Genomic DNA, 25,283 nt, shown 5'->3' with positions numbered 1-25,283 from the left:
AGACGCGCCCCGCCCGGCCGAGCCTGCGTTTTTGCAAGGCCGTTTGCGCGTGCGAGGATGTCTGCTTTCCCGAAGCTTTGCGTAGAGCCGCGCATGACCGACGCCCCATCGCTGGACGACAGCAACGATTTCATCGAGGTCTACCCGCAGGCGCTGGACCGCGCCGCCTGCGCCGCCTTGTTGCAGCGTTTCGATGCCAGCGGCGATGTCGCGCCCGGCCGTGTCGGCGGCGGCGTGATGCCTGAGCTCAAGGACAGCCGCGACCTGACCATCTCCGGACGCGAGGAATGGCGCGACGCCGAGGCGGCCTTGAACAACGCCGTGTTCGCCGGCCTGCTGCACTACCTGCGCCGCTATCCGCACACCCTGATCGCCCCGCTGATGCTGGAAGTGGCCGGCACCGACGGCCAGGGCCGTCACCGCCTCACCGGCGAGCGCCTGGGTGCGATGGACGACGCGGCCCTGGCCCCGGTGGTGCAGGCCGTGCTGCGTCCCGGCGCGATCAATCTGCAGCGCTACACCGCCGACCGCGGCGGTTATCCCTATTGGCATTGCGAGTTGTTCCCTCGCGACGCCAACGCCGAAACCCTGCACCGCCACTTGCTGTGGACGATCTACCTCAACGACGGCTTCGAACAAGGCGAGACCGAGTTCCTCTATCAGCGGCGCAAGGTCGCCCCGCGCACCGGCGACCTGCTGATCGCGCCGGCCGCCTTCACCCACACTCATCGCGGCAACCGGCCCAAGGGCGGGGACAAATACATCGCGACGAGCTGGATCCTGTTCCAGCGGGCGGAGCGTTTGTACGGGGGCGGGTGAAAGCCGGCATTGGTTTGAATGTGGATGGCCGTGATGATCGACGCCGAAGAAATGCTCCTGAAGGCGGCCGCAGAGGGAGACGAAGCCGCGGCACGTCGCGCCCTTGGCGACGGTGCGGCCGTCGATGCGACCAACGACGTGGGATCGACGCCGCTGATCTACGCGGCCACGAACGGCCACGCCTCGCTGGTCAGGATGTTCGTCGCCGCCGGCGCCAGCATCGAGCACCGCGCGCACTACGGATTATCGGCGCTGCATCAAGCCGTCGCCTGGCAGCATCCACAGATCGTGGAGATTCTTCTCGATGCCGGCGCGGCCGTCGACGGCGTGAGCGATGTGGGCATCACGCCGCTGATGATTGCGGCGGCAAGGGGAAACCTGGCGCTGGTCCGCTCGCTTCTGGATCGCGGCGCAACGGTCAACCACCGCGACGTCGACGGCTTCAACGCCTGGGCCTGCGCGGTCGAGAAAGGACACGACGAGATCGCGGCGCTACTTGTCGACAACGGAGCGGAGCCGTTTATTCTTGAGCAGGATTGACGTGTCTCCCTGGAAATCCGGAAAACGTCCATTTCAACTCAAGCAGCAGGCACGCGAGCCCATGTCCGAGATCACTTTCAGCAAGGAAGAAAAGACCCTCATCGTGCGGAAGCTGCAGCTGTATTTCTCCGAGGAGTTGAAGCAGCAGATCGGGCAGTTCGACGCGGAGTTCCTGCTCGACTTCCTTTCCAAGGAGTTGGGGGCGTACTACTACAATCGCGGCCTGTACGACGCGCAGGCGGTGTTGAACGCCAAGCTCGAGGATGTGCAGGACGCGATCTATCAGCTCGAACAGCGCACGGACTTCAGAAGGTAAGCGCGTGCGCAGGTCGGTGGGCATGTCCGTGTTCCTGGGCTGGGGCGCGATCTTTCTCTCCGCGGTTTAGCGGGATCGTACTGGGACGGCTATATGATCTCCCGGGATTCTGTGGCCACGTCGACGCCGGTAGCCGGAGCTATGGCGAGCGTACAGTCGGTTGGCCGGGTTTGGGCCGCTTGCTCCGAACGCGGGGCGAGGTTTGCTGGAAATCGTGCGGGCTTGCCGGCTCGGGCCCGCTCGCATTCGCGTCGCAACCAACCTTCCACCACTCGGTGAGGCCCCATGAGACACAGCGAACGACATCGAACACATCGAACGGGCTGGCTGCGCGCCGCGGTGCTCGGGGCAAACGACGGAATCGTGTCCACGGCCAGCCTGGTGCTGGGCGTTGCGGCCGCTGGGGCCGATACCCGCGCCATACTCGTCGCTGGCGTCGCCGGCCTGGTCGCCGGCGCCATGTCCATGGCCGCCGGCGAGTACGTGTCGGTAAGCTCGCAAGCCGACACCGAACGCGCGGACCTTGCTCGCGAGCGCAAGGAGCTGGACGACAACCCCGAGCAGGAACACGAGGAATTGGTGTCGATCTACGTCCAACGCGGACTGGATCGGTCGCTGGCTTCCAGCGTCGCCTCGCAGCTGATGAGACACGATGCCCTGGGTGCGCATGGTAGAGACGAACTGGGCATATCCAATACCTTGGCGGCCAAACCGGTCCAAGCGGCCTTCGCTTCGGCCGGAACGTTTGCCGCGGGCGCGGCACTGCCCTTGTTGACCGTCCTGATTCTGCCGAAATCCTCGCTCATGTGGGGCCTGGCCGGCAGCTCGCTGTGCTTCCTCGCGTTGCTGGGACTGCTGGCCGCGCGCACCGGCGGCGCGCCCGCGCCCGCCTCTGTACTGCGCGTTTCTTTCTGGGGCATGCTGGCAATGGGTTTGACCTCAGCCGTGGGCGCCCTGTTCGGAGTCTCGGCGTGAGTGCGGGCCGCCAAGACGCGAGTGCGGCATAGCTCCACCAGCAAGGAGTCGGCGTAGATGCGTTGGCGCAGCATGACGAAACTGGTTCTCGTCGCGATCTTCTTTGCAGTCACCTTCTTCATGTTGGCCGACGTCATCGGCTACCGCTCAGCCTGGCTGGGCCTGTTGCTGATGTTCTATTTCATGGGACTGGCCAAATTCGCCGAACCGCTGTTCGTTCTGCGTATGCCCGGCGCCCTGCGCGCCGTTGCGCGCGATTTGCCCGACAGCCCCTGCTATCGCCGGCTGGGCGTTCGCGTTTTCGGCCGTCTTCTGCGCGATACGCCGCTTCGGTATTTGAACAACACGGTATATCGCGCGGCCGGCCGGCGCAGCCTGGCGGCGCTGCAGCGTCAGGCGGAGTCCGCCGAGGCGACCCATTTCTGGGCGGCGGTGCTGTTCACTCCGTACATCGTCTACGTCGCGGCCCGCGGATTCGTACTGGAGGCGGCGGTGTTCGTGCTGGTGCAGATCGCGTTCAATGTCTACCCGGTGCTGCATCTGCGGGGAGTTCGCGCACGTCTGGCCGGGCTGGTTCGCCGCGGCGCCGGCAACTAGGCCAGGAGTTCGCGAGCCTCTGTCCTGCGCACGCACCGCCGATTGTCGCATAGCCTGATGATGTCCTGGATTCTATAAGGGGAAGTCGCCAATGTCCGAGCTATCGGATCGCATCGCCGCGAGCTTCGCGGCCCAGGGCCTCATGGCCACCCTGGGCGCGCAGCTGGTCCTGGTTGCGCCGGGCGAGGTACAGATCGCACTGCGGCCGCGCCCGGAACTGTCCCAACAGCACGGCTATATCCATGCGGGCGCCCTGACCAGCGTGCTCGATAGCGCTTGCGGCTACGCCGCCCTGAGCGTCGCGCCGCTGGGGCTGGACGTGCTTACCGTCGAGTTCAAGATCAACTTCGTCCGTCCCGCCGTCGCGGACCGGTTCGTGGCGATCGGCAGGGTTGTCAAGGCGGGTAAAACCCTTACCGTTTGCCAAGGAGAGGTGATCGGTGAGCGCGGTTCGGAGCGGGACGCTATCGCGGTCATGCAGGCTACGATCATCAATGTCCCGGGGCGGACTTAGACGTACCTCGATCCCCTCTCGCGCGTTCAAGCTAACAGGCCTAGGCTTTCACGATGCAGTTCATGGTTCGACCCGCCCATGCCTCCGACGCCGATGAGATCAGCGGCCTGATCACCGGCTGGGCGCACCACTACCTGGAAGATCCGGCGCCACCGGAAGCCGGACCGTTTCTGGCCACGCTGACGCCGTCGGCCACGGCCGAGCGCATCGAATCGCCGAGCTTTCGCTATTACGTGGCGGAGGGCACGACCGGCCTGTGCGGGGTCATCGCGTTACGCGAGCGATCGCCCCTCTACCATTTGTTCGTGCGCTCGGATTCTCACGGGCAAGGCATCGCTCGCGCGCTTTGGGAGCAGGCCAGGTCCGATTCCGGCAGCCAGACGTTCGTCGTGAACTCCTCGCTGCCCGCGATTCCCGTGTACGAGCGTTTCGGTTTCGTCGCCAAAGCGGAACCGCAAACGAAGAATGGATTGGTGTACGTGCCTATGGAGTGTGCGCATGGCGTTTAGCGATATCGTCGATCCGCGGCCGGTACCGGCCGGATCGACGCGGTCCGTCGGCCGGGCAACGTCGGCATGACGTCCGGCCCCCTGGAGGCGAAAGCGCTCGATTCGCTGGAGCCGCAGATCGGCTTCCTGATCTACGACGACTTTTACTACGGCCCCGATCGCCATCCGGAGGTGTCGGAGCGGAGTATGGTGCTGAAGCTGGATCCGCCGGCGATACCGCGCGAGTTCCCGTCGGTGGCGCGCAGCTTCGAAGTCTTGGGCCACGAGCAGGCCTTGGCCGACTACTACTGGCGGATCGTGGCGGCGGCCCGGAGCCGCGGCAAGGACTTCAACCAGATCCGCAGTTACTTTTGGATGCGGCTTTGGCTGTCGCAGCCGAAGGACGGCCTCAGCATCTCCTTCCCCTGGTACGACTCTCTATCCGAGATGCGGCGTTTCTCCGACGCCATCGCATCGCAGAGCGTCGGCGACCTTTACTGGGATGCGGACCAAGGCTGGGGCCTGGACGTCAAGGGCACGCACGATCGCCTGGCGATACACGAGCACGATCCGGACGACGGCGGCGAGGGGCTGCTGGTATCCGTCCCGCGCGCCGAGTTCCAGCGGCGGATGAGCGCCGTCATGCAGGACGCCGAAGCGATCGTGGCGCGCTTGGCGCACGAGTTGGGCGTGGATGTCTGGACCGCTTATGTGCGCGACGAGCCGCGTTTCACGCGCCGCGGCTCCTGATCGGGAATGCAGTTGGCGCTGGCGGATCGTCGACCGAGGCCGTTTAGCGGGCCAGAGAGCCTGTGGCGCCGATTACGGTGCCGAGGTAGCGCAGACTTCGCGACTGCAAGGCTGATCGTTCACGGCCGGACAGGCTCGCCACGAGCGCTATGGAGTACGGCGCTGCGTCCTTAAGGCGTGCGCGGGTGGTTCAGCACCAGCCAGTACAGACCGACCTGCTTGACCGCCCACACGAACTGTTCGAAATCCACCGGCTTCTGGATGTAGCTGTTCACGCCCAGGGCGTAGCTGGCTTCGACGTCGAAGGGTTCGGTGCTGGTGGTCAGCACGACCACCGGCAGGGTACGGGTGGCTTCGTTGGCGCGGATCGCCTGCAGGACTTCGCGGCCGTCGACCTTGGGCAGGTTGAGGTCCAGCAACACGATCGAGGGCAGGTCGGCGGGGGCGCGGTCGGCGTAGCGGCCGCGCGCGAACAGGTAGTCCAAGGCCTCGGCGCCGTCGCCGACCACCACCAGTTTGTTGGCGACCTTGGCCTCTTCGAACGCGAGCCGGGTCAGCTCGACGTCGTCGGGGTTGTCTTCGACCAGCAGGATGACCTTATGCATGCGTGGCTTCCTCGCCCACGGCTGCGGCGGGCAATTCGACGGTGAAAGTGCTGCCCACGTCGGGCTCGGATTGGGCGCGCAGCTGGCCGTGGTGGCGGTCGACGATGCGCTTGGCGATCGCCAGCCCCAGGCCGTGGCCGCCGCCCTGATCCGGTCCGTGCAGGCGCTGGAAGGGTTCGAACAGTTTGTGAGCGTATCGCATGTCGAAACCGGCGCCGTAGTCGCGGATCGCGACGCGCAGGCGGCCGTCGGCGCGTTCGCCGGTGATCTCGATGCGGATCGGGTCGCGATCGCGCGAGAATTTCCAGGCGTTGCCCATCAGCTGGGTCAGCAGCAGTTTGAGCAGGCGTTCGTCGCCTTCGACGAACAAGCCGGGCTGCACGCGGATGTCGGCGCGGCGATGCGGATCGGCGTCCAGCAATTCGGCGCTGACCCAGTCGGCGAGCAGGCTCAGGTCCACGCGCGTCGGCCGCATCGCGGTGCGGGTGACGTGGGAAAGATCGTTGAGCGCGGCCAGCAAGGCGGTCATGCGGCCGGCGGCGGCGCGGATGCGGTCCAGATAGTCGCGATCGGTCTCGTCCAGGCGCTCGGCGGCGCGGTCGGCGAGCAGGCCGGAAAAGCTTTCGATCGATCGCAACGGCGCGCGCAGGTCGTGGGCGACCGCGTCGGCGAACAGTTGCAGATGACGATTGGAGGCGTCCAGCGCGTTCGCGAACTCGTCGACGTCGGTGCGCGCCTGGGCTTCGGCCGCGAGCTGCGCGCCGATGTCGCGGATCTGCACCAGCAGGCAACTCGGCGCGCCCTCGGCGTTGCGCACCAGGGCCACGTTGGCGTGGGTCCAGATCGCCGTGCCGTCGCTGCGCAGGTAGCGCTTGCGCATGTCCAGGGCCGGAATGCCGCCGTCGCTCAGGCCTGCGAGGAAGCTGCGCGAAAGCGCGACATCGTCGGGATGGGTGAACTCGGCGGTGGGGCGGCCGATCATGTCGGCGGCGGAGTAACCCAGCAGACGCTCGAACACCGGATTGACCTCGACCCAGCGACCTTGCAGATCGACGATGGCCATGCCGATGCCGGAGGCCTGCATCGCCATGCGGAAACGGTCCTCGCCCGTTTCGTGAGCGGCGGCTTCGGTCATTCGGTACGGGCTCGGGGTTCCTCTGGCGGGCAAGTGTACCGGCTGCGACCGTGATGGCGCGGTGCAGGGTGGGCCCAGCGGCTGAACCGTCCGCTACCGTCGTGGCGCATGCCGCGACCGTTCCGGCGCGGGTCGGGGGCGGCGGTCCGCGACCTTCCGTCCGCAGCCGGCCGGAGGCCGGCCGGGGCCGTCGGAACTGTCGCCCTGCGGCGAAGCCGGGCGCGGCGGGTGTCAGCGCAGCGGCGCCAGGTGCGCGCCCCTACTTCACGTATCGCGACAGCAAGCGGATGTAGGCGGTCTGGTAGCCGTTGGAGTTCTCGGTGACCGACCACGAATTCAGCGGCCAACTGTCGTTGAAGTCCTTGTACGCCTTCTGCCCCGGTTGGCCATACGGCGGCGAGGGTCGGGCCGAACCGCATCGGGCCGATATGCCGGGGCAGCGGCCGTCCCAGTCGTACTGCGTGTTGTTGGCGCCGCCTACCAGGAAGCCGGGCGCGGGGCCGTACTGCGAGTCCCGCACACTGTCCCACGGGCTGCCGTCGGCGAACCACGAGTGGTAGAACTGATCCACCGAGTTCTCCGCGCCGTAGGCCCCCATGTTCGACAGGTAGGCCTTGCCCAGCGGATTGACGCCATGCAGGTAGTGCAGATACGCCGCGCCCGCGTCCGCGATCTCCGCGGCATTGTGCTGGCCCATGCCGTACAGCCCTTGGTCGGCGAACATGCCGCCCGCGAGCGCCTTGATGCCGTTGCTGCCCCATACGTAGCTATCGAGATAGGCACGATAGGGATCGCGCTGCGCCGCGATGGCGCCCCAGCCGCCATAGTCGGGGCGATCCCACAGCTCGGTATAGCGAGTGCGGATGTTCTGCGCGACGCTGGCGGTCGCGCCCGGCAGCGATGCGTAGTAAAGCAGCGGACGGTTCACCCCGGAGCCGTAGGGCGACAACCACCAGGACGAGAACATCTGCATTTCGGTGTAGTGGCTGTCGACGTAGCTGCGATAGGCGGCATCGCCGGTCAACGCATACAGATAGATCGCCGCCACCAGGCGCAACTGGGCACGGCCGTTGTCGTCGGTTTCCTGTTGACCGGCGCCCAGGCCCTGAGTGCCGCGGGACGCGTCGTTGTTGTAGAAGAGCACGTTGGGATTGGCGCTGGCCCAGTTCCAGGCCCGCACCGCGCGCAGCCTCAGGTCGGCGGCGTAGGCGTCGTAGGCCGGCTTGTCCAGTGAGGCGTAGACCCGGGCGCCATGGGCGTAGGCCGCCGCCGCGGCCAACGTCGCCGAGGTGCTCGCATCGCCGTACAGGCTCTGCCCGGTGGCCGCGGAAGGCCGGCCACCGCCGTCGGCCGAAGCGAGCCCGACGATGGACAGCACGGAACCGTCGCTGTTCTGCATCCGCACCAGCCAGTCCATGCCCCATTTCACTTCGTCCAGGACATCGGGTATGCCGTTGCCGGATTCGGGCAGGTTGAAATCGTCGGTCCACACCGCTTGGTTCTCGGCATAGGCATGCAGCAGGTCGACGACATAGTTTGCTCCCCAACTGGTGTACTTGTTGAAGTCGCCGGCGTCGTACCAACCGCCATGCAGGTCGCGCTGCGTCGATGCATCGCCGGTCGCGTTGTAGCGGCGCGCCTGCGTGTCCTGCAGCGGGCCCATGTGGCTCGCGCCGTCGGCCCACCTGGCACCCGCGTACTGCGCAAGCTTGGCGTGACCGGCGCGTTGGTAGAAGAAGCTGCGCACCGCCTGCACCAGCACGGGCCGGTATACGTTGGCGCCGACCTCGAACCTGGCCGATCGGATGTTGCGCGCCGGGTCCACCACCTCGTAGGTCCCCGGTGCGGTGACGGCGCTGAAGTCGAAATGCCAGGCGCGATCGCCGGACGAGGTGTCGACATCGCCGTTCTTCCAGGGCGTGGGCGAACCGCTGAACACCACGGTTTTCGTCGCCGCATCGACCACCTGCAACATCGCGCCCGGCACGTACTGGTCCGCGCTGTCGAAGCCGTCCGATGGATCGCGCAGCACCGCCACCTTCTTCAGGCTGGGCAAGTAGCCGAACTGATCGACCACGATGAACGGGCCGTTGCCCACGAGCTCGCTCAGAAGCGGCGGGAGTCGGCCTCCCGTTGCCCGCTGCGACGAAGCAGCGGATATCGCAGCGGTATTCGCGCCCGCCCCGGCGACGGTTACGGCTCCGGTTGCGGTTGCGGTTGCGGCTGACGCTCCAGCTCTGGCACCGGGTTTGCGCGCGGCCGCGGCCGGTGACGAGGTACCGCCGCCTCCGCAGGCCGGCAGGCCGGCCACCATGCCGAGCAGAACCGACAGGACCACCCCGCCCCGCAGATATCGTTGTGTCATTGCTTTACTCCACTTGCCGTCAGTCGCGACGGCTTTTACGGGTCGGGTTTCGGACCGGCGAACTAGGCTGAGACAGGTCGGTGCTGGCTCGATAACGCTCATCGATCGACGACTGCGGGCCCGAAGCGGACCCGTCGCATCGTCGCGGAATGCCGACAGGCGCTACCAACTGTGCCGCAGCCCTGCCTGGACGGCCCAATGCCGCCTCGTTTCGACGCCTGTGGCGCCGGATGCCTCCAGGAACAGTGAGCTGCGCTGGTTGCCGAAGTCGACATCGCCGCCCAGCATGAACTCGCCGCTCATGCCTTTGCGGTCGGACGTGTCGGGGGCGATGCTGCCGCCATCCTTGGACGCGGCGATGTCGAGGTTGCCGCCCAGGTAACGCAATGCCGATGCGCGGACGTATACGTTCCCCGCCGACCGCGCGCCCTGCAGCGTCCTGCCGAAGGCGACGCCGGCGCGCGCGTACGAGGTATCGAGCTTGTCCTGGCCGATCCGCACGCCATTGCCGGTGGTGTGATCGCGGCGGCCGACGGCGCCCAGCGAGAGGCCAAGTAGGGGCTCGACGTAGTAGGACCTGGCCAGCTTGAAGGTATGGCCGCCTTCGGCGTACAGCTGGCCGGCTTGGATCCGGTATTTGCCGACGATGTCGCGGCCTTCGGAATCGCGCCCGGCGTACCGGTTTTCCAGCGACGACACGCTGGCTCCGAACAGCAGATAGCGGCCGTTGTCGGCGTTCCAGCGGCCATGAAGCCCCAGCGTGGTTGCGCTCAGCTCGCCCTGGCCTTGCATGTAGTCGGCGTTCGATCGGGTCCGTCCCACGCTCGCGCCGATGGCGCCGGTGCCGGCATCCAGCGCGAAACCGCGGTCCGCGCCGATGGTCAGGCCGCGGTAGGTCTGGCGGTAACGACGCGAATACGGGGTCTTCGCGGTGATTTCGCCGGCGTCGGCCTCAGCCCAGACCTGGTAGTCGTCCGTGTCGGCGCCGCGCGGTCGGCCCCGCCGCTGCTGCAGCGCGCCTTGCTCGCCGGCCTGCCACAGATCGACCAGGCTGTCGGCGGCATCGGCCGCTGTCAGCACCGTCTGCGATGGCAGTATCCCGATGCCGTTTCCGGTGCCGCTGCCCGTGCCGCCTCCCACGTTGCCCCCCGTGTTGCCCCCGCTACCGCCTCCCGGACCGCCCCCGGAGCCGCCGCCGGAACCGCCGCCGGAACCGCCACCGGTCCCCAAGATGTCGATACCGGTCAGCACGATCTTCTTCCCGTCGGCGGTCAATGCGACCTGCGGCCGGTAGGTGAACTGCACCAGATCGTTTTCGTAGGTCCCGCTCCAGCGGCCGTCCAAACCGGCCACCGCCGAGAACGCGGCGCTGCCGCCCGCCGCGGCGCTGGCGTCGACGATGGCGATCGGCGTGGCCGAGGCGATCGACCGGCCGGTGCGAATGGTCGCGGCGTTGACCCAGGAGGTGTCGTCCAGCACCGGGTCGTACACGATGCCCACGCGCTGCGTGCCGCGCGCGGAGAAGTTCTTGATGCCGCTACCGAACGCGATCTGATCGGCGGTGACGGCGCCGGACTTGCCGGTGATGTCGCTGAGCAACATGAACCTGGCGCCGTCGGCCAGGGCGACGCTGGCGCCGGTGCCGGTGTTGCTGCTGTCGACGACCAGCCGGCGGTAGGCATGCGCCGGTACCGCGCCGGGTGCGAAGCGGCCCCAGGCTCCCGCCATGTCGATCGCGCCGTCGCCGCCGATGCTCAGCGACCCCACGCCGAAATCGTTGCTCAGCGTGCCGGTGCCCTGCGGAATCCATGCCGCGCCGTTGGCGAACGCCAGCTCGGCCTTGCCCACCGTGAAGCCGGCATCGGTCTGCCGGCCTTTGACCAGCCCGCGCAGCCAGGAGTCGGAGGTGTCGAAATTGACATCGACCGAGCCGATGTGGCCGTTGACGACGTCGGTCGCGGTCGCGATGTCGCCGTCGAGCTGCACGCGCTGGCCGCCGGCCTGGTTGACGGCGACGCTGGCGTCCTGGCTGTCGAGCGGCACGCTCCAGATCGAATACGCGGTGCCGGTGCCGAACGGGCTGGTCGACACGGTCAGCCCCCCGGCAAGGTTGACGGTGCCGAAGTTGCGGATGCCGTATACGTCGCGGTCGCAGTTCGGGACGTCGGGCGGGTTGCAAGCGGCGGCGACGGTGAACGACACCGGCGCGGTGGGCGAGGTGAACTCGATGAAGCCGGTGCTGACCAGGCCGTAGGTTTCCGCCTCCGAGGCGACATCGACGTTCACTGCGCCCTCGAAGCGCATGCGCGCACCGGGCGAGCGGTCGTTGCTGAGGCCGGAGGGATTGCCGAACGGTGCGTAGCCGTTTTCCGGCCCTTCGCTGCGTACGCGCACGTCCACGTCGCCGTGCCAGATCATCCACGCATTGCGATGGGTATTGGCGATGCCATGCGTGGAGCGTGTGCCCGTCACGCTGACGGTGGCGTCGCCGAAGACCTCCATGTCGCCCTGGTTGCGCACGCCGAATGCGGTCGAACCCATGGCGACCGTGGTCAGCGACAGGTCGCCATTGACCGTCAGCCGGCTGTTGGTGTTGTCGTTGTAGATGGCATGGGCGTTGTCGCTGGGCCAGATCGACAACGCCGAGATGCGGGTGTCGCCGTTGAATGTGATGGTGCTGCCATCGGAGTTGTAGACCGCATCGAGCGTGCCGCGGCTTTCGGCGAGGATCGTGGTCGGGCCGTTGAATACGATGGTGCTGCGCCCGGAGGCCCAGACCGCGCGCGCGAAGCCCTGCGTGCGGGCATGGAAGTCGGTGGCGCCGTTGAACACCGTGGTGCTGCCGCCGCGCCCGATCACCGCGTACGCGCCGTTGCCCAGGCCGGCGCCGAAATCCGCGTCGCGGGCGTTGGCGGAGATCCTGGTGTTGCCGTTGACGGTGAGCGTGTTGCCGTCGTTGAGGATGCCGATCGCCATCCCCCGGTTGCTGCTTTGCGGGCGGACCGCCGACAGGTTGAGCCAGCCGCCGCCGACCACGTCCAGGACGACCGGCGGGTTGCCGCGGGTGACGGATACGGCGAGCACGTCGCGGTCGACGCCCTCCAGCGCCACGTTGTCGCCGCCGGCGAAGCGGTAGTGCAGGCTGCCGTTCTGGTCCGCGAGGTCGTAGCCGGGATCGTAATCGCCGCTGCCGCCGGGACGGTCGTTGTCGGCGACGCCGGTGAGCGTGTCCTTGTAATCGGTCGCCTGCACCACGGCGGGTCGCGCCATCGCCCCCGCCACCAGGGCGGTGACGACGGAAAAATACAGCGTCTTGCGGCGGCGCTGCACGAGATCGCGCTCGACGTCCTGGCGCGCATTGTCGACGATCGATTGCCGCCACAGCGGCGGCAGCTTCGAAAAATCTTCCTTGCCGCCTGCGGCGGAGCGCGAACTGGACATGGATTTCCCTGGATTGCGTTCAAAAAGGCGGCACGAGTAGCCAGCCGATGACAGGAGCATGCCGGGCATGTTCAAGCGCGCGCTGTCCTCCCGGCTTGCGCTGGGACGGCGGCCAAGTCAGCCCCCTACTCGACGTTGCGGCCCACAGCTTGGCCTCGATCGCAACGACGGCGCATGCATCGCAGACGCAAGATTCATGCAACGCGCATGGGCATTTGCCGAATGTCGGAACGGCGGCACGCTTGTACCTGGACCGGGGTCACGGTGCGCGGGATGGCCCCGCCGCCTGCGGCGCCGGCCTGCTGCTGCAGGCACGCCACCGGCTTACCGTGGAATCGTCGATTCGCAAGACGCCGGTTCGACCGGTTCCTACGGCAACCGGCGCTCTCCAGCCAGCCGCCTCGCCCGCTGCTCCGCCGCCCGCGCGGCCTCGCGATCGCCCAGCGCCTGATGCAGGCGCGCCTGCACCCAGGCGGCGCGCATGTCCTGATCGGCCCAGGCACCGATACGGCCGCCGATCACGCCGGCCTGGTCGAGACGGCCCGCTTCGATCAACGCCGGCGCATAGGAGGAGCCGACCGCGACCAGCCATTCCGGCACGCCCAGGCGTTCGGCGCTGGCCATCGCCTCGGCATAACGGCGCAGGGCCGGTTCGAGCCGGCCATCGCCCAGGTCCTGCTCGGCTTCCATCAGCAGCGCGCCGGTGCGCAACCAATCGTCCGGCGCCGCATCGGCCCAGGCACGCAGGCGCTGGACCTCGCGCCGGGCGGCATCGAGCCGGCCCAGGCTGCGCAAGCCGCGGATCAGCACCATCTGGTTGCCCAGATATTCGCGGCGGTCGCTTTCCTCGAGTACCGGTTCGGCCACCTGTTGCGCCCGCCGTACCGCTTCCTCTGCCTGCCCTCGCTGCAGCGCGATCCGCGCCAGCAAGGCCTGCGCCTCGGCGCGCAAGGCCACCTCCTCGGTCGCGTCGGTTTCGGCAAGGATCGACTCGGCCAGGGTCGCGGCCTCCTGCAAGCGGCCGTTCTGCGCCAGCACCCAGGCACGGCAGATGCTGCGCCCCCAGTCGCGGGCGAATTGCGGCGACCAGAAGCGGTCGGTGGTCGCCAGCGCTTGCTCGAATTCGAGCAGATTCTCCTGGATCTCGGCGGTCGCGATCAGGGTGATGGCCAGATCGCTCTCGGCACCGACTGCCTCGAAACGGTCGGCGGCGCGCTGCAACAGCGCCAGCGCGGCTCCCGATTGGCCGCGTCGACCGGCCACCACGCCCAGGCGCTGGTCGGTACGGGCGATCTCGCGGATGTCGCCGCTGCGGACGAAAGCCAATCGCGCCAGGCCCAGATCCGCCACCGCCTCGTCCAGACGCGACAGCGTCAACCGTACCCAGCCGCGCAACGAATGGACATGGCCGAGCACGCCCGGCGCGTTCTGGCCTCGCAACAGCGTCAGCGCCTGCGTCAGGATGCGCTCGGCCTGATCGTATTCGGCGCGGTTGGCATGCAACCAGGCCACCGACGTCAGTACGCGCGCCCGGAGCACCGGATTCTTCTCGGCCGGAAGCTGCTCCAGCAGCAGGTTCAACCGTTGCTCGCACGCTTCGCGTTCGCCGCGATCGCAGTCGACCCTGGCGGCGACCAGCGCGACTTCGGCTTGCTGCAGCCATTGCGGCGGAGCGCGCTGCAGCAGTTCCAGCGCCTGCGGCAAGCGCCCCGCCAGCCGCGCGGCGGCGACCTGTTGCAGCAGTTTTTCCGGATCCGCCGGCGAGCGGCTGGCGTCTATCGGTGGCGCATGTCCCAGCGCGACCAGCAGATCGTCCGTGGCCCGGCGTGCCGCGACCAGAACATCGTTGGCGCGGGCCTCGGTGCGCAAAACGCGCCCCTCGTTCGGATACGCCGCCAAGCTCACCCGCCAGGCGCCGTCGATGTGTTCGACCTGCGGTTGCACACGCAAGGAAATGCCGAGCCGTGGATCGGCTGCGACGCCGGGCTCGCCGGGCTTCCATTTTGTCGATAAGGCCAACGCCGTCTCGCTGGGCACCGTCGCCAGCGCGCCGAGCCGCAGCCGGTTCGCCACCAGATCCATCAGCCCCAGACGCAACCAGGCCCAGTCCTCGGACGCATTGATTTCGGCCGGCATCACCCATGCCGTGTACGGTTCCGTCGGCGCGGCCGGGGTCGGAATCGGCGGTGATCGGCTTGCGAACAGGACGATAAGGGACACGGCCACCAGCAGCGCCGCCACCGACCCGAGCCAGCGCGGCCGCAACAATGAGGGTTGCCGTCGGGATGTCCGCGACGGGGCGTCGGCTGGTCCCGGGTGCGGTACTGGCATCGCGTCCGATATCGGTTCTTTCGCAGCGGCGACGGCCGCAGCGATTTCCGTTTCCTCGATCGCGACATCGGCGACCCAACGAAAACCCAGCCGAGGTACCGTGCGGATGCTGTGCTGGTCGTTGCCGTTATCGCCCAGCGCCTGGCGTAAACGCACGACGGTATGCGCGAGCGTGGATTCGCTGACGTCGGTGCGCCCCCACACCGCGGAGATCAGCTCGTCGCGGCCGACCGGACGGTCGCGGTGCTCGATCAGATAGGCGAGGCAGTCGAGGGCGACCAAGGGCAATGCCACCGGCTGGCCGTCCCGGAGCAGTTCGTGTGCGTGCGTATTCAGCTCGAAACTGCCAAACCGATAGCTTCTTTTCCTTGTGGACATGGGCGGCCTGTGCTGCTTCCGGATAACTGCACGTCGGAACGCACGCACGACGCGGGACGAGTCTATCGCATGGTTCGCGACCAGTGCCGTTGCTCATCTGACGGAACTCGACGTACCGGCGCTTGCCGTTTTTATTGCGAATCCGGAATTTACGGCCGCTCCAGGCAAAGCGGACAGCCGTCGAACGTCCGTCGCCAACTTTCACCGTGGGCCGAGCGGATCCAAGATCGACCGTCTTGCGGGCGACGCCACACATGGATGCAGCTCATCACGGTCTTCAGGCTGCCGTGGCCAAGCGGCAATGGAATGCTGCGAATGCCGTTGCCGCCGCCAGGTGGCTTGCGAATCAGTGCCGCGGCGTATGGATCAAAGCAGCCTGGTGACATCTAGGCGCTAAGCCGGTCCGCACGTCCTTGCCGGGTATTCCGTTGCGCGCGAGGACGGCCTGGACCGCGGCTCAGAACAATTCCCCCTGCGGCGAGGGCGGGCGCGGCGGCAGGAACTGGCGAGTGTCCAACGCGGGCAGGCGGCCGTAGCCGCAGCGGCGCCAGGCCTTGGCGAAACGCTGCTCGATCAGCTGGGCGAAGGGGCCGGTGCCGCGCATGCGCGTGCCGTAGGCGCTGTCGTAGTCCTTGCCGCCGCTCATCTGCTGGACCAGGCTCATCACGTGTTCGGCGCGCTCTGGATAGTGCAGGGCCAGCCATTCGCGCCAGATCGTCTTGAGCTCGTGCGGCAACCGCAGCACCACGTAGCCGGCCGCGCGCGCGCCGGCATCGAAGGCCGCGGCCAGGATGTGCTCGAGCTCGGCGTCGTTGATCATCGGGATCATCGGCGCCGCCATCACCCCGACCGGCACGCCGGCGTCGGCGAGTTCGCGCATCGCGCGCAGGCGCGCATGCGGCGCCGACGCGCGCGGCTCCATCTTCGCCGACAGGTGATTGTCCAGGGTGGTGACCGAGAAGTACACGGTGACCAGGCCGCGTTGCGCCATCGGCGCGATCAGGTCGAGGTCGCGGACCACGCCGGCGTTCTTGGTGATCAGGCTGAAGGGATGCGCGCATTCGCTGAGCACTTCGATCAGCGAGCGGGTGATCTTGTAACGGCGCTCGATCGGCTGGTAGGAATCGGTGTTGATGCCCAGCGCGATCGGCGCGCAGCGGTAGGAGGGCCGCGCGAGCTCGGCGCGCAGGCGCTCGGCGGCGTTGGTCTTGGCGTAGAGCTTGGTTTCGAAGTCCAGCCCCGGCGACAGGTCCAGATAAGCGTGCGAGGGCCGCGCGAAGCAGTACACGCAGCCGTGCTCGCAACCGCGGTAGGGATTGATCGACTGGCCGAAGGCGATGTCCGGGGATTCGTTGCGATTGACGACGCTGCGGGCGCGCTCCTCGGTGACCTGGGTGTCCGGGCGCGAGAGCTCGTCGGCCGGGTCGTGCAGGGAGCCCCAGCCGTCGTCCTCGCCCTGGGCGGTGGTGACCGCGTAACGGCCCGGCACGTAGGAAGCCGCGCCGCGGCCTTTGAGCGCGGCGGGCTGGATCGAAAGCTGGGAACGGCGGGTGTCGTTCATGGCCGCAGACTAGGCGGGGGGCGTCGCAGCGGGTGCGACGGCGGTGGCGGCTGACGACGAGCGGTGGTGGGCCGCGGGATCTGCGGGGGAAGCAAATTCTCCTCAATCTCCAGAGCAAATCCCCCTCAATCCCCCTTTTTCAAAGGGGGAGGTAGAAGCCAAAGGGAGAATGCTCCGCGCAGGGGTGGCGCTACTCGATCGCGAAGGTGACATCCACCGAGGCGGTCACGCTGATCTGGCCGACCGACAGGGTCGAGCCGTCCGCGCTTTCGCCGCCGCCGGTGCTCTGCGACACGTTCTGCGTCATCTGCCCTCGCCCGCCGCCCCAGGCCGCGCCGCTGCGCCACCAGCCGCCCGAATAGGACTCGGACACGCTCTGCACCGGGCCGCGGCGCGCGCCGAGCCCGGCGGTCAATGCGTCGGCTTTTTCCTTGGCCGCCTGCACCGCCAGCGCGCGCGCGGCGTCGCGGTGCTTGCGCAGCTGCGAGGTGCGGAACTCGATGCCGTGGATGTGCTGCACGCCGTTGTCGAGCAGGCCGGCCAGCACCGTCTCGAAGTCGGCGACGCGGGTCAGGCGAATGCCGATGCTCTTGCGCACCACATAAACCACCGGCACCACGCGCGAACGCTCCTGGGCGGCGCGGCTGCTGCTGTCGTCGTATTCGTACTGCGGTTCGATGCTGATGAAGTCGGTCTGCACGTCCTTGCCGGGTACGCCGTTGCGGGCAAGGAAGGCCAGGGCCGCGGCCACGCGTTCGTCGTTGAGGCGCTTGGCCGGGGCGAGCTCGACGTTGCGGGTCTCGACGCCGACGTTGAGCAGGATTTCGTCCGGCGCGACCTTGATCTCGGCGTTGCCGGATACTGCGACGTTGCGCACGGGAGCGGCGCTCCTCTCGGCCGCTTGCGCCGCGGCGGGCAGCAGCGGGCAGGCCAGCAGGATCGGCAACAACAGCGATGCGATTTTCATGGGCTGGAGTCCTGGGTCGAGGTTTGCGTCGATGGGGCGCGGCGATCGGCACCGCCTGCGGGACGCATCCAGTCCGCTGCGCGGCGATTGGGCCGTGGCGGGTGCGCGCATCATCCCAGGCGGTGCGTGTGCCGGTGCATCGTACCGCCTGCCTATAAGCGCACACTTTGCGCGGCCGGCGCCGCGGGCTAGCCTTGGCCTGCGGTGGACGCGCCCGCGCCGATCGCCCCCTGGAGTAGCACTGTGCCCGACTCGCTGTCCTCGCTTTGGAAGGCCTTGACCGGCATCCCCCATCTGGGCTTGTACCTGACCCTGGGCTGGGCCGCGTACCTGGTCGGGCTGGGCCTATGGATCGTACTGCAGAAGCGCGAACCGGCAGCGACGATCAGCTGGCTGGTGAGCCTGGCCGCCCTGCCCTACCTGGGCTTCTTCATCTACTACGTCTTCGGCCCGCAGCGCATCCATCGTCAGCGCCTGCGGCGGGTGCGCGCGCGCGCCGCGCTGCCGGCGACGATGCCGGGGCTGAGCGAATCGCCGGAGGCGGTCGAGCTGGCCAAACTGGGCCAGGCCACGACGGGCTTGCCGCCGACCACGGCCACCCAGGCGCGCCTGCTGATCGACGGTGGCGCCAAGTACGCCGCCTTGTTGGAGGCGGTGGGCCAGGCGCGCGAGCACATCCACCTGGAGTACTACATCTACCAGCCCGACGCCTGCGGCCTGGCCCTGCGCGACGCGCTGGTCGAGCGCGCGCGCGACGGCGTGCAGGTGCGCCTGCTGCTGGATGCGGTGGGGTCGGGTTCGACCTCCAGCCGCTTCCTGCAGCCGCTGGTGGACGCCGGCGGCGAGGTCGCCTGGTTCCATCCGATGAAGCTGCGCTGGTTCTGGAAGCGGCCCTGGTTGAACCTGCGCACCCATCGCAAGATCGTGGTGATCGACGGCCTGGTCGGGTTCACCGGCGGCATCAACATCACCGACGAGGAAGACGAGCGCATCCGCAAGGACGCCTATCGCGACCTGCACCTGCGCCTGGAGGGCGATGTGGTGCGCGAGCTGCAGCTGGTGTTCTGCGAGGATTGGGCCTACGCCACCGGGCAGCCGCCGCCGCGCCTGCAGCATCCGGCGCCGCAGCCCGGCAACATCGCCGCGCAGGTGCTGGTGTCGGGGCCGGATTCGTCCTGGGAAGCGATCCACCGCCTGCACGTGGGCGCGATCCATGCCGCCCGCGAACGGGTGTGGCTGGTGACGCCGTATTTCGTCCCCGGCGAGGCCGCGCGCATGGCCCTGACCTCGGCCGCGCTGGGCGGGCTGGACGTGCGCCTGCTGGTGCCGCGGCTCAGCGACAGCCGCCTGGTCACCTATGCGGCGCGCTCCTACTTCGACGAATTGCTGGAGGCCGGGGTCAAGATCCACGAGTACGGCCCGCGCATGCTGCACACCAAGGCGCTGCTGTGCGACGGCGACCTGGCCATCATCGGCAGTGCCAACTTCGACCACCGCAGCTTCCGGCTCAATTTCGAGATCTCGGTCATGTTCCACGACCGCGCCCTGGCCGCCGAGCTGGCCCACCTGATCCAGGCCGAATGCAGCTACGCCCCGCGCGTGCGCGGCGACCGCGAACAGGGGCTGTGGCGGCGGCGCCTGCCCGAGGCGCTGGCGCGGCTGGTCTCGCCCCTGCTGTGAACGCGCACTGGGTCACGTCGCGCGCGACGAGCGGTCGCCGCGGCCGGGTTGTCGGGCTGTAGGCGGGCGGGCGGCGCGCTACACTCGCGGCGACTGGCAACCACCTACCGACGGGAGCACCGCCGCGATGTACTGGCTGTTTTTGCTGCTGGCCCTGGCCGCGCTCGTAATCGCCTTCAAAGCCTCCTCGGGCCTGCTGCTCGTGGTGTCGCTGTTGGCCTCGTTGGGTTTCTTCATCGCCTGGATCCTGGGCCTGCTGGCCGCCCGCATCGGTAGCAGCAGCCGCGATGAGGGACTGATGCTGGACCCGAACGAATTGCGCCGTCTGCGCGAGCAGGCCGAGGCGCGCAAGCTGGCTGCGGCTTCGCAACAGCAGCCGTCGTCGGAGCCGCAGCAGCAGCGTTGAGGTTGGCCGCGCACGCGCGGCGGTTGCGTGGTGTGCCCTGTCTCGTTGCGCCGGCAAGGTCGGCGCAGGTTCGTTCGCCCTCGAGTCCCTCCCCCGTGGGAGCGGCGTAAGCCGCGATGCTTTTGCCTGCATGGCGGCATCTACGTTGCGACGGTGGGCGAATGGCGGCGGCCCGGTGCCTGGTGATCGCGCGGGATCCGGGATTCGTCGTGAATGGAGCTCATCGCGGCTTACGCCGCTCCCACAGGTGGCAGGGCCGGCCTGCGACAAGGCGTCCGCTTTGCGGTCCATGGGTTCCGCGGTGCGGGCTTGGGAAACGCCGCGTCGCGGCCTAGACTGCGCGAATGACCGTACTCAGCGTCAACGTCAACAAGATCGCGGTGCTGCGCAATTCGCGCGGCGGTAACGAGCCGGACGTAGTCGCAGCCGCGCGCGCCTGCCTGGACGCCGGCGCGCATGGCGTCACCGTGCATCCGCGCCCCGATGCGCGCCATATCCGCGACTACGACGTCGCCGCGTTGGCCGGGCTCACCCGCGAGCGCGGGGTCGAGTTCAATCTGGAGGGCAATCCCTTCGCGCCGGCGCGGGCGGGCTATCCCGGCTTCCTGGCCCTGTGCGCGCAGGCGCGGCCCGCGCAAGCGACCCTGGTGCCGGACGGCGACGCTCAGCTGACCTCCGATCACGGTTTCGATTTCCGCCGCGACGGCGAATCGCTGCGGCCGCTGATCGCCGAGCTCAAGGCGCTGGGCTGCCGGGTCAGCCTGTTCGCCGACGCCGGTTCGCGGGATTTCGAGATCGCCGCGGCGATCGGCGCCGATCGGGTCGAGCTCTACACCGGGCCTTACGCCGAAGCCCATGCCGCCGGCGATCCCGGCGCGGCCCTGGCGCTGTTCGCCGACGCCGCGCGGCGTGCGCAGGCGGCCGGGCTGGGCGTGAACGCCGGCCACGATCTGAGCCAGGCCAACCTCGGAGAGTTCCTGCGCGCGGTGCCGCAGGTGCTGGAAGTGTCGATCGGCCACGCCTTGATCGGCGAGGCCCTGTACGCGGGCCTGGATGCGACGGTGCGGGCCTACCTGCGTCTGCTGTAAGCCCGCCCCGCTGCGCTGTAGCGCTTATTCCAGCGCCAGATTCTTCAAGCCGCTGTCCTGGGCCGCCGACACGGCGGTGGCGAAGCCCTGGTAGTCGGCATCGGCATTGGCGCTGATTTCCAGCACGGTGCGCGGCGCGGCATCGGCCAGGCTGGCCAATGCCGTACGCAGAGAGCCGGCGGCCACGGCCTGGCCGTCCAGCACATAGCTGCCGTCGGCCTGCACCGACAACTGCGCGCGCGGCGGCGGCGCTTGCGCATCCGGCGGCGCGACGCCAGGCAGCTTCATGTCCAAGGTGCCCGTCATCACCGGTGCGGCGACCATGAAGATCACCAGCAGCACCAGCAGCACGTCGACCAGGGGGGTGATGTTGATTTCGGCGACCGCGCGCGCGTCGCGGCGGGACGGAGACTCGAAGTACGCGGAGACGGCCATTGCTCTACCCCCACATGGGCGGGATGCCCGGCTTCCACGCTAAACCCAGCCCGCCCCGGCTGACAAGGGGGCAAAAAAAACGCCGCCCGGAGGCGGCGTTTTCACGACGGTAAGCGTCAAACTTGTCGATCGGTCAGTCGTTTTGGACGAAGCCGATCTTTTCCATATTGGCGTTCTTTGCCTTGGCCAGCACCTTGGCGAGGATGCCGTAATCGGCATCGGTGCTGACGTCGATCTCCAGCATCGGCTGGTTGGTCGGATCACGCTGCACTTCGGCGCCCATCATGCTTTGGAGCGCCGTGATCGGTTGCGGCGTGTCGTTCCAGAAGATCTGACCCGAGGCGTCGATGCGCAGACGGATCGGATCCTTCGGCGGCGTCGGCGGCGGCGGCGTGGTCGTGCGCTGCGGCAGGTTGACTTCGATCGGGTAAGACATCACGGGCGCCGTCACCATGAAGATGATCAGCAACACCAGCATCACGTCCACCAGGGGCGTGACGTTGATGTCGGCCATCGGTGCGCCTGCGCCGGAGCCAGTACTGAATGCCATAAATAGTCTCCGGGTGCCTTAACGTTCTTTGATCGCTACGAAGCCGACCTTACGCATGCCTTGGCTCTGCGCGATCTTCACCACGTCTTGCACGATGCGGTACTTGGTCGTCTTGTCGCCGCGGACGTTGATCTGCGGCTGCGGCGTCTTCTGCGCTTCGATCGAGAGCCGGCTTTCCAGCAGGCCCTTGGTGATCGGTTCGTCGTTCCAGAACAACGAACCGTCTTCCAGCACCGCCAGAGTGATCGGCGGTGTCGGCGGCGCTTTGTCGCCCGGCTTTACAAGAGTGGCTTCGGGCAATTCGACCTTGACCTTATGCGACATCAGAGGCGCCGTGATCATGAAGATGATCAGCAGCACCAGCATCACGTCCACGAGGGGCGTGACGTTGATCTGTGCCATCGGGCCGCCGCTATCGCTGTCTGTACTGAAGGCCATGTCCGAACTCCAACTACTACAAGTAAGGTGAAGACGTCGCGGTTAGGCGACTTAGCGCTTGGCGGCCAGTTCGCCGACACGCGAACCGGTAGCGAAGAAGTCGTGCAGGTCGTGCGCGAACGTATCGAACTTGTTGTTCGTGACGCGGTTCAGGCGGACGAAGAAGTTGTACGCGAGCACCGCCGGGATGGCGACGAACAGACCGATGGCGGTCATGATCAGCGCTTCACCCACCGGGCCGGCGACGGCGTCGATCGAGGCCTGGCCGGTCGCACCGATCTTGATCAGGGCGTGGTAGATGCCCCACACGGTGCCGAGCAGACCGACGAACGGTGCGGTCGAACCGACGGTGGCGAGCACGGTCAGGCCGCTTTCCAGACGCGAGCTTTCGCGGGTCACGCCCTGACGCAGGGCGCGATCGACGAACTCGGAACGGTTCAGCGACTCGACCAGGCGCGAACCTTCGTGGCGCTGGTGGTGAGCGGCGGCCTGGGCGGCGTCGAGCGCGATCTTGGAGAACGGTTCGCTACGCGACTGTTCTTCCATGAAGCGGATGGCGTCCTGCGCGTTCGGGGTTTCCCAGAACGTGCTGACGACGCGATCCGAACTGCCGCGCAGGCGCAGGTTCTTCACGAAGTTCACGACGATCCAGTAGACCGACAGGACCGACATGATCGCGAGCGTGAGGAACACGACCCAGCCGACCAGGTCGAAGTTTTGCAACAGATGGGCGAAGCTCATCTGCTGGAGGGCTTCGGCGTTGGAGCCCCCGGCAGTAGCAGCGGTGGTGGTTTCCTGCAGCATGACGCTTACCTTTGAATGTCGTGGATAAGGAAAGAAGTGTTACGTGGTGCGTTACAACCGTCTCGCGAACCCGATCAGTTCGGCGGGACGAAATCGACCGGGACGCGAACCTTGCTGGGCACGCCCACGCCGTTGCGCATCTCGGGGTTGAACTTCCACTTCCGTGCGGCATCCATGGCGGCGCGGTCGAGGTTGCGGTTACGGCTGGATTTCTCGACGGAAACGTCGAGCACGTTGCCCGAGGCATCGATGCTGATGACCAGGACCACGGTGCCGCCCACGCCCTGACGCGCTTCGGTCGGCGGGTACTTAGGCGGATTGAGCCGCTTCGACGACGGATCGACGCCGGAGCTGATGGTGGTGGCCGGGGCCGGAGTCGTCGGCGGAGTCGGCGGCTCGGCAACGACGTCGGTCGGGGCCGGGTCGTCGAACACGACCGGCGGCTCTTCCGGCGGCGGCGGCAGCGGAGTCGGCTGCGGTGCGGCCAACTGCTTGATCTGTTGCGGCGGCGGCGGTTCCGGCGGCGGCGGCGGGGGCGGCGGCGGCGGTTCCGGCGGCTTGATCAGGTTGACGACGGTCACCTGTTCTTCCGCTTTTTCGGTTGCCGGCGGCGCCATCGGCGCGAGCAGCAAGAGCAGCGCCGCGACATGCACGGCGATCGCGGAGGTGATACCGGCGATACGTGCCCAGTTCAGCCCTTCGCGGTCGTCATCTTTCTTAGCGTGGATTTCGAGGTCTTGCGTCATGCCGTCAGCTCGGGAAGTGTTTCCGGACGCAAGGGCGCCACGGGCCGTCGTTCGGTTCCCGCAACCGTTTCCAGTCGCGTGAACCTCCTAGCATATACCAAACCGCGCCCTAGGTTCCAAGGGCGGATTTGCATATCGAGCGCCGATTATTTACCCGGCAGCGCGATGATCTTCTTGGCGTCGTCGGGCTTTTTCACGCCCTTGGCGATCGCCTGCTTGGCGGCTTCCTTGGCCTCTGGAATGCGGTCTTCCTGCCACAAGACACGAGCGAGATTGAGGTAGGTCTCGCCATCGGGTGCGAGCGGGGCGGCCTTCTTGTACGCCTCGATCGACGGGTTCACCTGGTCGGAGAAGTAGTAGGACTGGGCCAGGGCCAGGTAGGCCTGGAAGTCCGGCTTCAGGATGCCCTTGCTCAGGCCTTCGTTGATGACGTCGGCGGCCTTCTTCTCGTTACCGTCGATCTGCAGGTAGGTCGAGTAGAGCTGACGGTAATCCTTGTCTTCGTTGAGCTGGCCGGCGGCGCGCAGCTTCTCCAGCACCACCGCGGCCTTGTCGTACTGGTCGGCCTGCAGGTAGGTCGCGACCAGGTTGAGCTGGGCGCGCTTGTCGTTGGGGTTCTTGCTGGCCACGGCTTCGGCCATCTTGGTGGCTTCGCCGGTTTGGCCGGACTCGGCGTAGGCCGCCATCAGCAGCTGCTGCCAGTCGGACTTGGGCTCGGGCGAGGCGTCGATGGCCTGCTTGATGATCGGCGCGGCGTCCTTGTAACGCTCCAGGCGGTACAGGGCGTTGCCCTTGACGATCAGGTGCTCGGGCTTGGTGCTCTTGGTCTCGCTCAGGAAGCGGTCCATCGTCGCCAGCGCCTCGGCGTACTTGTCTTCCTGCAGCTGCAGCTGGGCCATCATGAACATGGCGCCGTAGTGGCCGTTGTTGTCCAGGCCGTTGAACTCGATGGCCTTGGTCAGATAGGCGATGGCCGCCGCGCTGTCGTCGGCGCCGTAAGCCAGCTGCGCGCCGATCTGGGCGGCGAAGGAGCGGTCGTAGGCGTTGGCGGCCGGGTTGGCGATGATCTCGTCGGCGATGGCGCGGCCTTCGGCGGCCTTATCCTCGTCGTAGAAGTCCATCATCTTCTTCAGCTTCGGCGTGACCTTGGCCGAGGCCTTGGCGTCGGGCTGCTCGCGGGTGGCGTTGGGGTATTCGACCTTGGACGCCGCGGAGGAGGACTTCTTGTCTTCCTTCTTGTCCGCGTGGCGCTGGCGGCGCTCTTCGGCCCGCTCCATCGCCGACTGCGCGTGAACCTGGGCGATCGAGCCCAGCGCGAGCACGGCGCCGATGGCGGCCGTCAGCACGGTGCGAT

The 25,283-nt window shown here is 67.5% G+C and carries 24 protein-coding genes; 11 read left to right on the top strand and 13 right to left on the bottom strand.

Going from position 1 to position 25,283, the window contains the following annotated elements; all coding sequences use genetic code 11:
- Window positions 1-93: 93 nt before the first annotated feature.
- From V1318_RS11820 to V1318_RS11785, 8 genes are all read left to right on the top strand, one after another.
- On the top strand, window positions 94-819 hold the full coding sequence (locus V1318_RS11820) for a 2OG-Fe(II) oxygenase (RefSeq protein ID WP_332939874.1): 726 nt from the start codon (window positions 94-96) through the stop codon (window positions 817-819).
- Between the two features lie 33 nt (window positions 820-852).
- Window positions 853-1,359: an ankyrin repeat domain-containing protein gene (locus V1318_RS11815; protein ID WP_332939873.1), complete on the top strand. Its 507-nt coding sequence runs from the start codon at window positions 853-855 to the stop codon at window positions 1,357-1,359.
- Window positions 1,360-1,420: 61 nt separating this feature from the next.
- Window positions 1,421-1,675 (top strand): DUF2164 domain-containing protein, encoded by a 255-nt coding sequence (locus V1318_RS11810; protein WP_332939872.1) that lies wholly within the window; start codon window positions 1,421-1,423, stop codon window positions 1,673-1,675.
- Window positions 1,676-1,960: 285 nt separating this feature from the next.
- A complete protein-coding gene (locus tag V1318_RS11805; RefSeq protein ID WP_332939871.1) occupies window positions 1,961-2,650 on the top strand; it encodes a VIT family protein in 690 nt (229 codons plus the stop codon).
- A 57-nt stretch (window positions 2,651-2,707) separates the two neighbouring features.
- On the top strand, window positions 2,708-3,247 hold the full coding sequence (locus V1318_RS11800) for a hypothetical protein (RefSeq protein WP_332939870.1): 540 nt from the start codon (window positions 2,708-2,710) through the stop codon (window positions 3,245-3,247).
- Between the two features lie 91 nt (window positions 3,248-3,338).
- Complete coding sequence (locus V1318_RS11795) at window positions 3,339-3,761, top strand: PaaI family thioesterase (RefSeq protein ID WP_332939869.1); 423 nt, start codon at window positions 3,339-3,341, stop codon at window positions 3,759-3,761.
- 53 nt (window positions 3,762-3,814) lie between these two features.
- Window positions 3,815-4,270, top strand: coding sequence for a GNAT family N-acetyltransferase (locus tag V1318_RS11790; RefSeq protein WP_332939868.1), 456 nt, complete (start codon window positions 3,815-3,817; stop codon window positions 4,268-4,270).
- A 66-nt stretch (window positions 4,271-4,336) separates the two neighbouring features.
- Window positions 4,337-4,999: a hypothetical protein gene (locus tag V1318_RS11785; RefSeq protein ID WP_332939867.1), complete on the top strand. Its 663-nt coding sequence runs from the start codon at window positions 4,337-4,339 to the stop codon at window positions 4,997-4,999.
- 170 nt (window positions 5,000-5,169) lie between these two features.
- Here V1318_RS11785 and V1318_RS11780 read toward each other — a convergent pair whose 3' ends face one another.
- The 7 genes from V1318_RS11780 to V1318_RS11750 all read right to left on the bottom strand — a co-directional run bounded on the left by V1318_RS11780 (window position 5,170) and on the right by V1318_RS11750 (window position 17,782).
- A complete protein-coding gene (locus tag V1318_RS11780) occupies window positions 5,170-5,604 on the bottom strand; it encodes a response regulator (RefSeq protein WP_332939866.1) in 435 nt (144 codons plus the stop codon).
- Window positions 5,597-6,739 carry an ATP-binding protein gene (locus tag V1318_RS11775; RefSeq protein WP_332939865.1) on the bottom strand — a complete coding sequence of 381 codons (1,143 nt, stop codon included), beginning with the start codon at window positions 6,737-6,739 and terminating at the stop codon, window positions 5,597-5,599. Before V1318_RS11775 ends, V1318_RS11780 begins: the two co-directional genes overlap by 8 nt.
- A 259-nt stretch (window positions 6,740-6,998) precedes the next feature.
- Window positions 6,999-9,104: a glycoside hydrolase family 9 protein gene (locus V1318_RS11770; RefSeq protein WP_332939864.1), complete on the bottom strand. Its 2,106-nt coding sequence runs from the start codon at window positions 9,102-9,104 to the stop codon at window positions 6,999-7,001.
- A gap of 162 nt (window positions 9,105-9,266) precedes the next feature.
- Window positions 9,267-12,545: an autotransporter outer membrane beta-barrel domain-containing protein gene (locus tag V1318_RS11765; RefSeq protein ID WP_332939863.1), complete on the bottom strand. Its 3,279-nt coding sequence runs from the start codon at window positions 12,543-12,545 to the stop codon at window positions 9,267-9,269.
- Window positions 12,546-12,914: 369 nt separating this feature from the next.
- A complete protein-coding gene (locus V1318_RS11760; RefSeq protein ID WP_332939862.1) occupies window positions 12,915-15,254 on the bottom strand; it encodes a transcriptional regulator in 2,340 nt (779 codons plus the stop codon).
- Between the two features lie 457 nt (window positions 15,255-15,711).
- On the bottom strand, window positions 15,712-16,815 hold the full coding sequence (locus tag V1318_RS11755) for a PA0069 family radical SAM protein (protein ID WP_332939861.1): 1,104 nt from the start codon (window positions 16,813-16,815) through the stop codon (window positions 15,712-15,714).
- Between the two features lie 190 nt (window positions 16,816-17,005).
- Window positions 17,006-17,782: an SIMPL domain-containing protein gene (locus tag V1318_RS11750; protein ID WP_332939860.1), complete on the bottom strand. Its 777-nt coding sequence runs from the start codon at window positions 17,780-17,782 to the stop codon at window positions 17,006-17,008.
- A gap of 243 nt (window positions 17,783-18,025) precedes the next feature.
- Here V1318_RS11750 and cls point away from each other — a divergent pair, with 243 nt between their 5' ends.
- The 3 genes from cls (at window position 18,026) to V1318_RS11735 (ending at window position 20,956) form a co-directional block, all read left to right on the top strand.
- The gene (gene cls / locus V1318_RS11745; protein WP_332939859.1) at window positions 18,026-19,462 is read left to right on the top strand and encodes a cardiolipin synthase; all 1,437 of its coding nucleotides are present in this window, start codon (window positions 18,026-18,028) and stop codon (window positions 19,460-19,462) included.
- A 127-nt stretch (window positions 19,463-19,589) separates the two neighbouring features.
- Window positions 19,590-19,868, top strand: a complete 279-nt coding sequence (locus tag V1318_RS11740) for a hypothetical protein (RefSeq protein WP_332939858.1) — start codon at window positions 19,590-19,592, stop codon at window positions 19,866-19,868.
- Window positions 19,869-20,212: 344 nt separating this feature from the next.
- Entirely contained in the window at window positions 20,213-20,956 is a 744-nt protein-coding gene (locus tag V1318_RS11735; RefSeq protein WP_332939857.1) for a pyridoxine 5'-phosphate synthase, read from the top strand.
- A gap of 24 nt (window positions 20,957-20,980) precedes the next feature.
- Here V1318_RS11735 and V1318_RS11730 read toward each other — a convergent pair whose 3' ends face one another.
- From V1318_RS11730 to V1318_RS11705, 6 genes are all read right to left on the bottom strand, one after another.
- Entirely contained in the window at window positions 20,981-21,391 is a 411-nt protein-coding gene (locus V1318_RS11730) for a biopolymer transporter ExbD (RefSeq protein WP_332939856.1), read from the bottom strand.
- 133 nt (window positions 21,392-21,524) lie between these two features.
- Window positions 21,525-21,941: a biopolymer transporter ExbD gene (locus V1318_RS11725; RefSeq protein WP_332939855.1), complete on the bottom strand. Its 417-nt coding sequence runs from the start codon at window positions 21,939-21,941 to the stop codon at window positions 21,525-21,527.
- An 18-nt stretch (window positions 21,942-21,959) separates the two neighbouring features.
- Entirely contained in the window at window positions 21,960-22,379 is a 420-nt protein-coding gene (locus tag V1318_RS11720) for a biopolymer transporter ExbD (RefSeq protein ID WP_332939854.1), read from the bottom strand.
- 51 nt (window positions 22,380-22,430) lie between these two features.
- Complete coding sequence (locus V1318_RS11715; protein ID WP_056177423.1) at window positions 22,431-23,183, bottom strand: MotA/TolQ/ExbB proton channel family protein; 753 nt, start codon at window positions 23,181-23,183, stop codon at window positions 22,431-22,433.
- Window positions 23,184-23,257: 74 nt separating this feature from the next.
- Complete coding sequence (locus V1318_RS11710) at window positions 23,258-23,929, bottom strand: energy transducer TonB (protein WP_332939853.1); 672 nt, start codon at window positions 23,927-23,929, stop codon at window positions 23,258-23,260.
- A 146-nt stretch (window positions 23,930-24,075) separates the two neighbouring features.
- A complete protein-coding gene (locus V1318_RS11705; protein WP_332940056.1) occupies window positions 24,076-25,206 on the bottom strand; it encodes a tetratricopeptide repeat protein in 1,131 nt (376 codons plus the stop codon).
- Window positions 25,207-25,283 lie beyond the last annotated feature (77 nt).

This window comes from Lysobacter sp. CCNWLW3, assembly GCF_036697405.1.
In the GTDB taxonomy this organism is placed as follows: domain Bacteria; phylum Pseudomonadota; class Gammaproteobacteria; order Xanthomonadales; family Xanthomonadaceae; genus Lysobacter.
The sequence above is the reverse complement of the archived record's forward strand: the minus strand, read 5'-3'. Positions and strand labels throughout refer to the sequence as shown.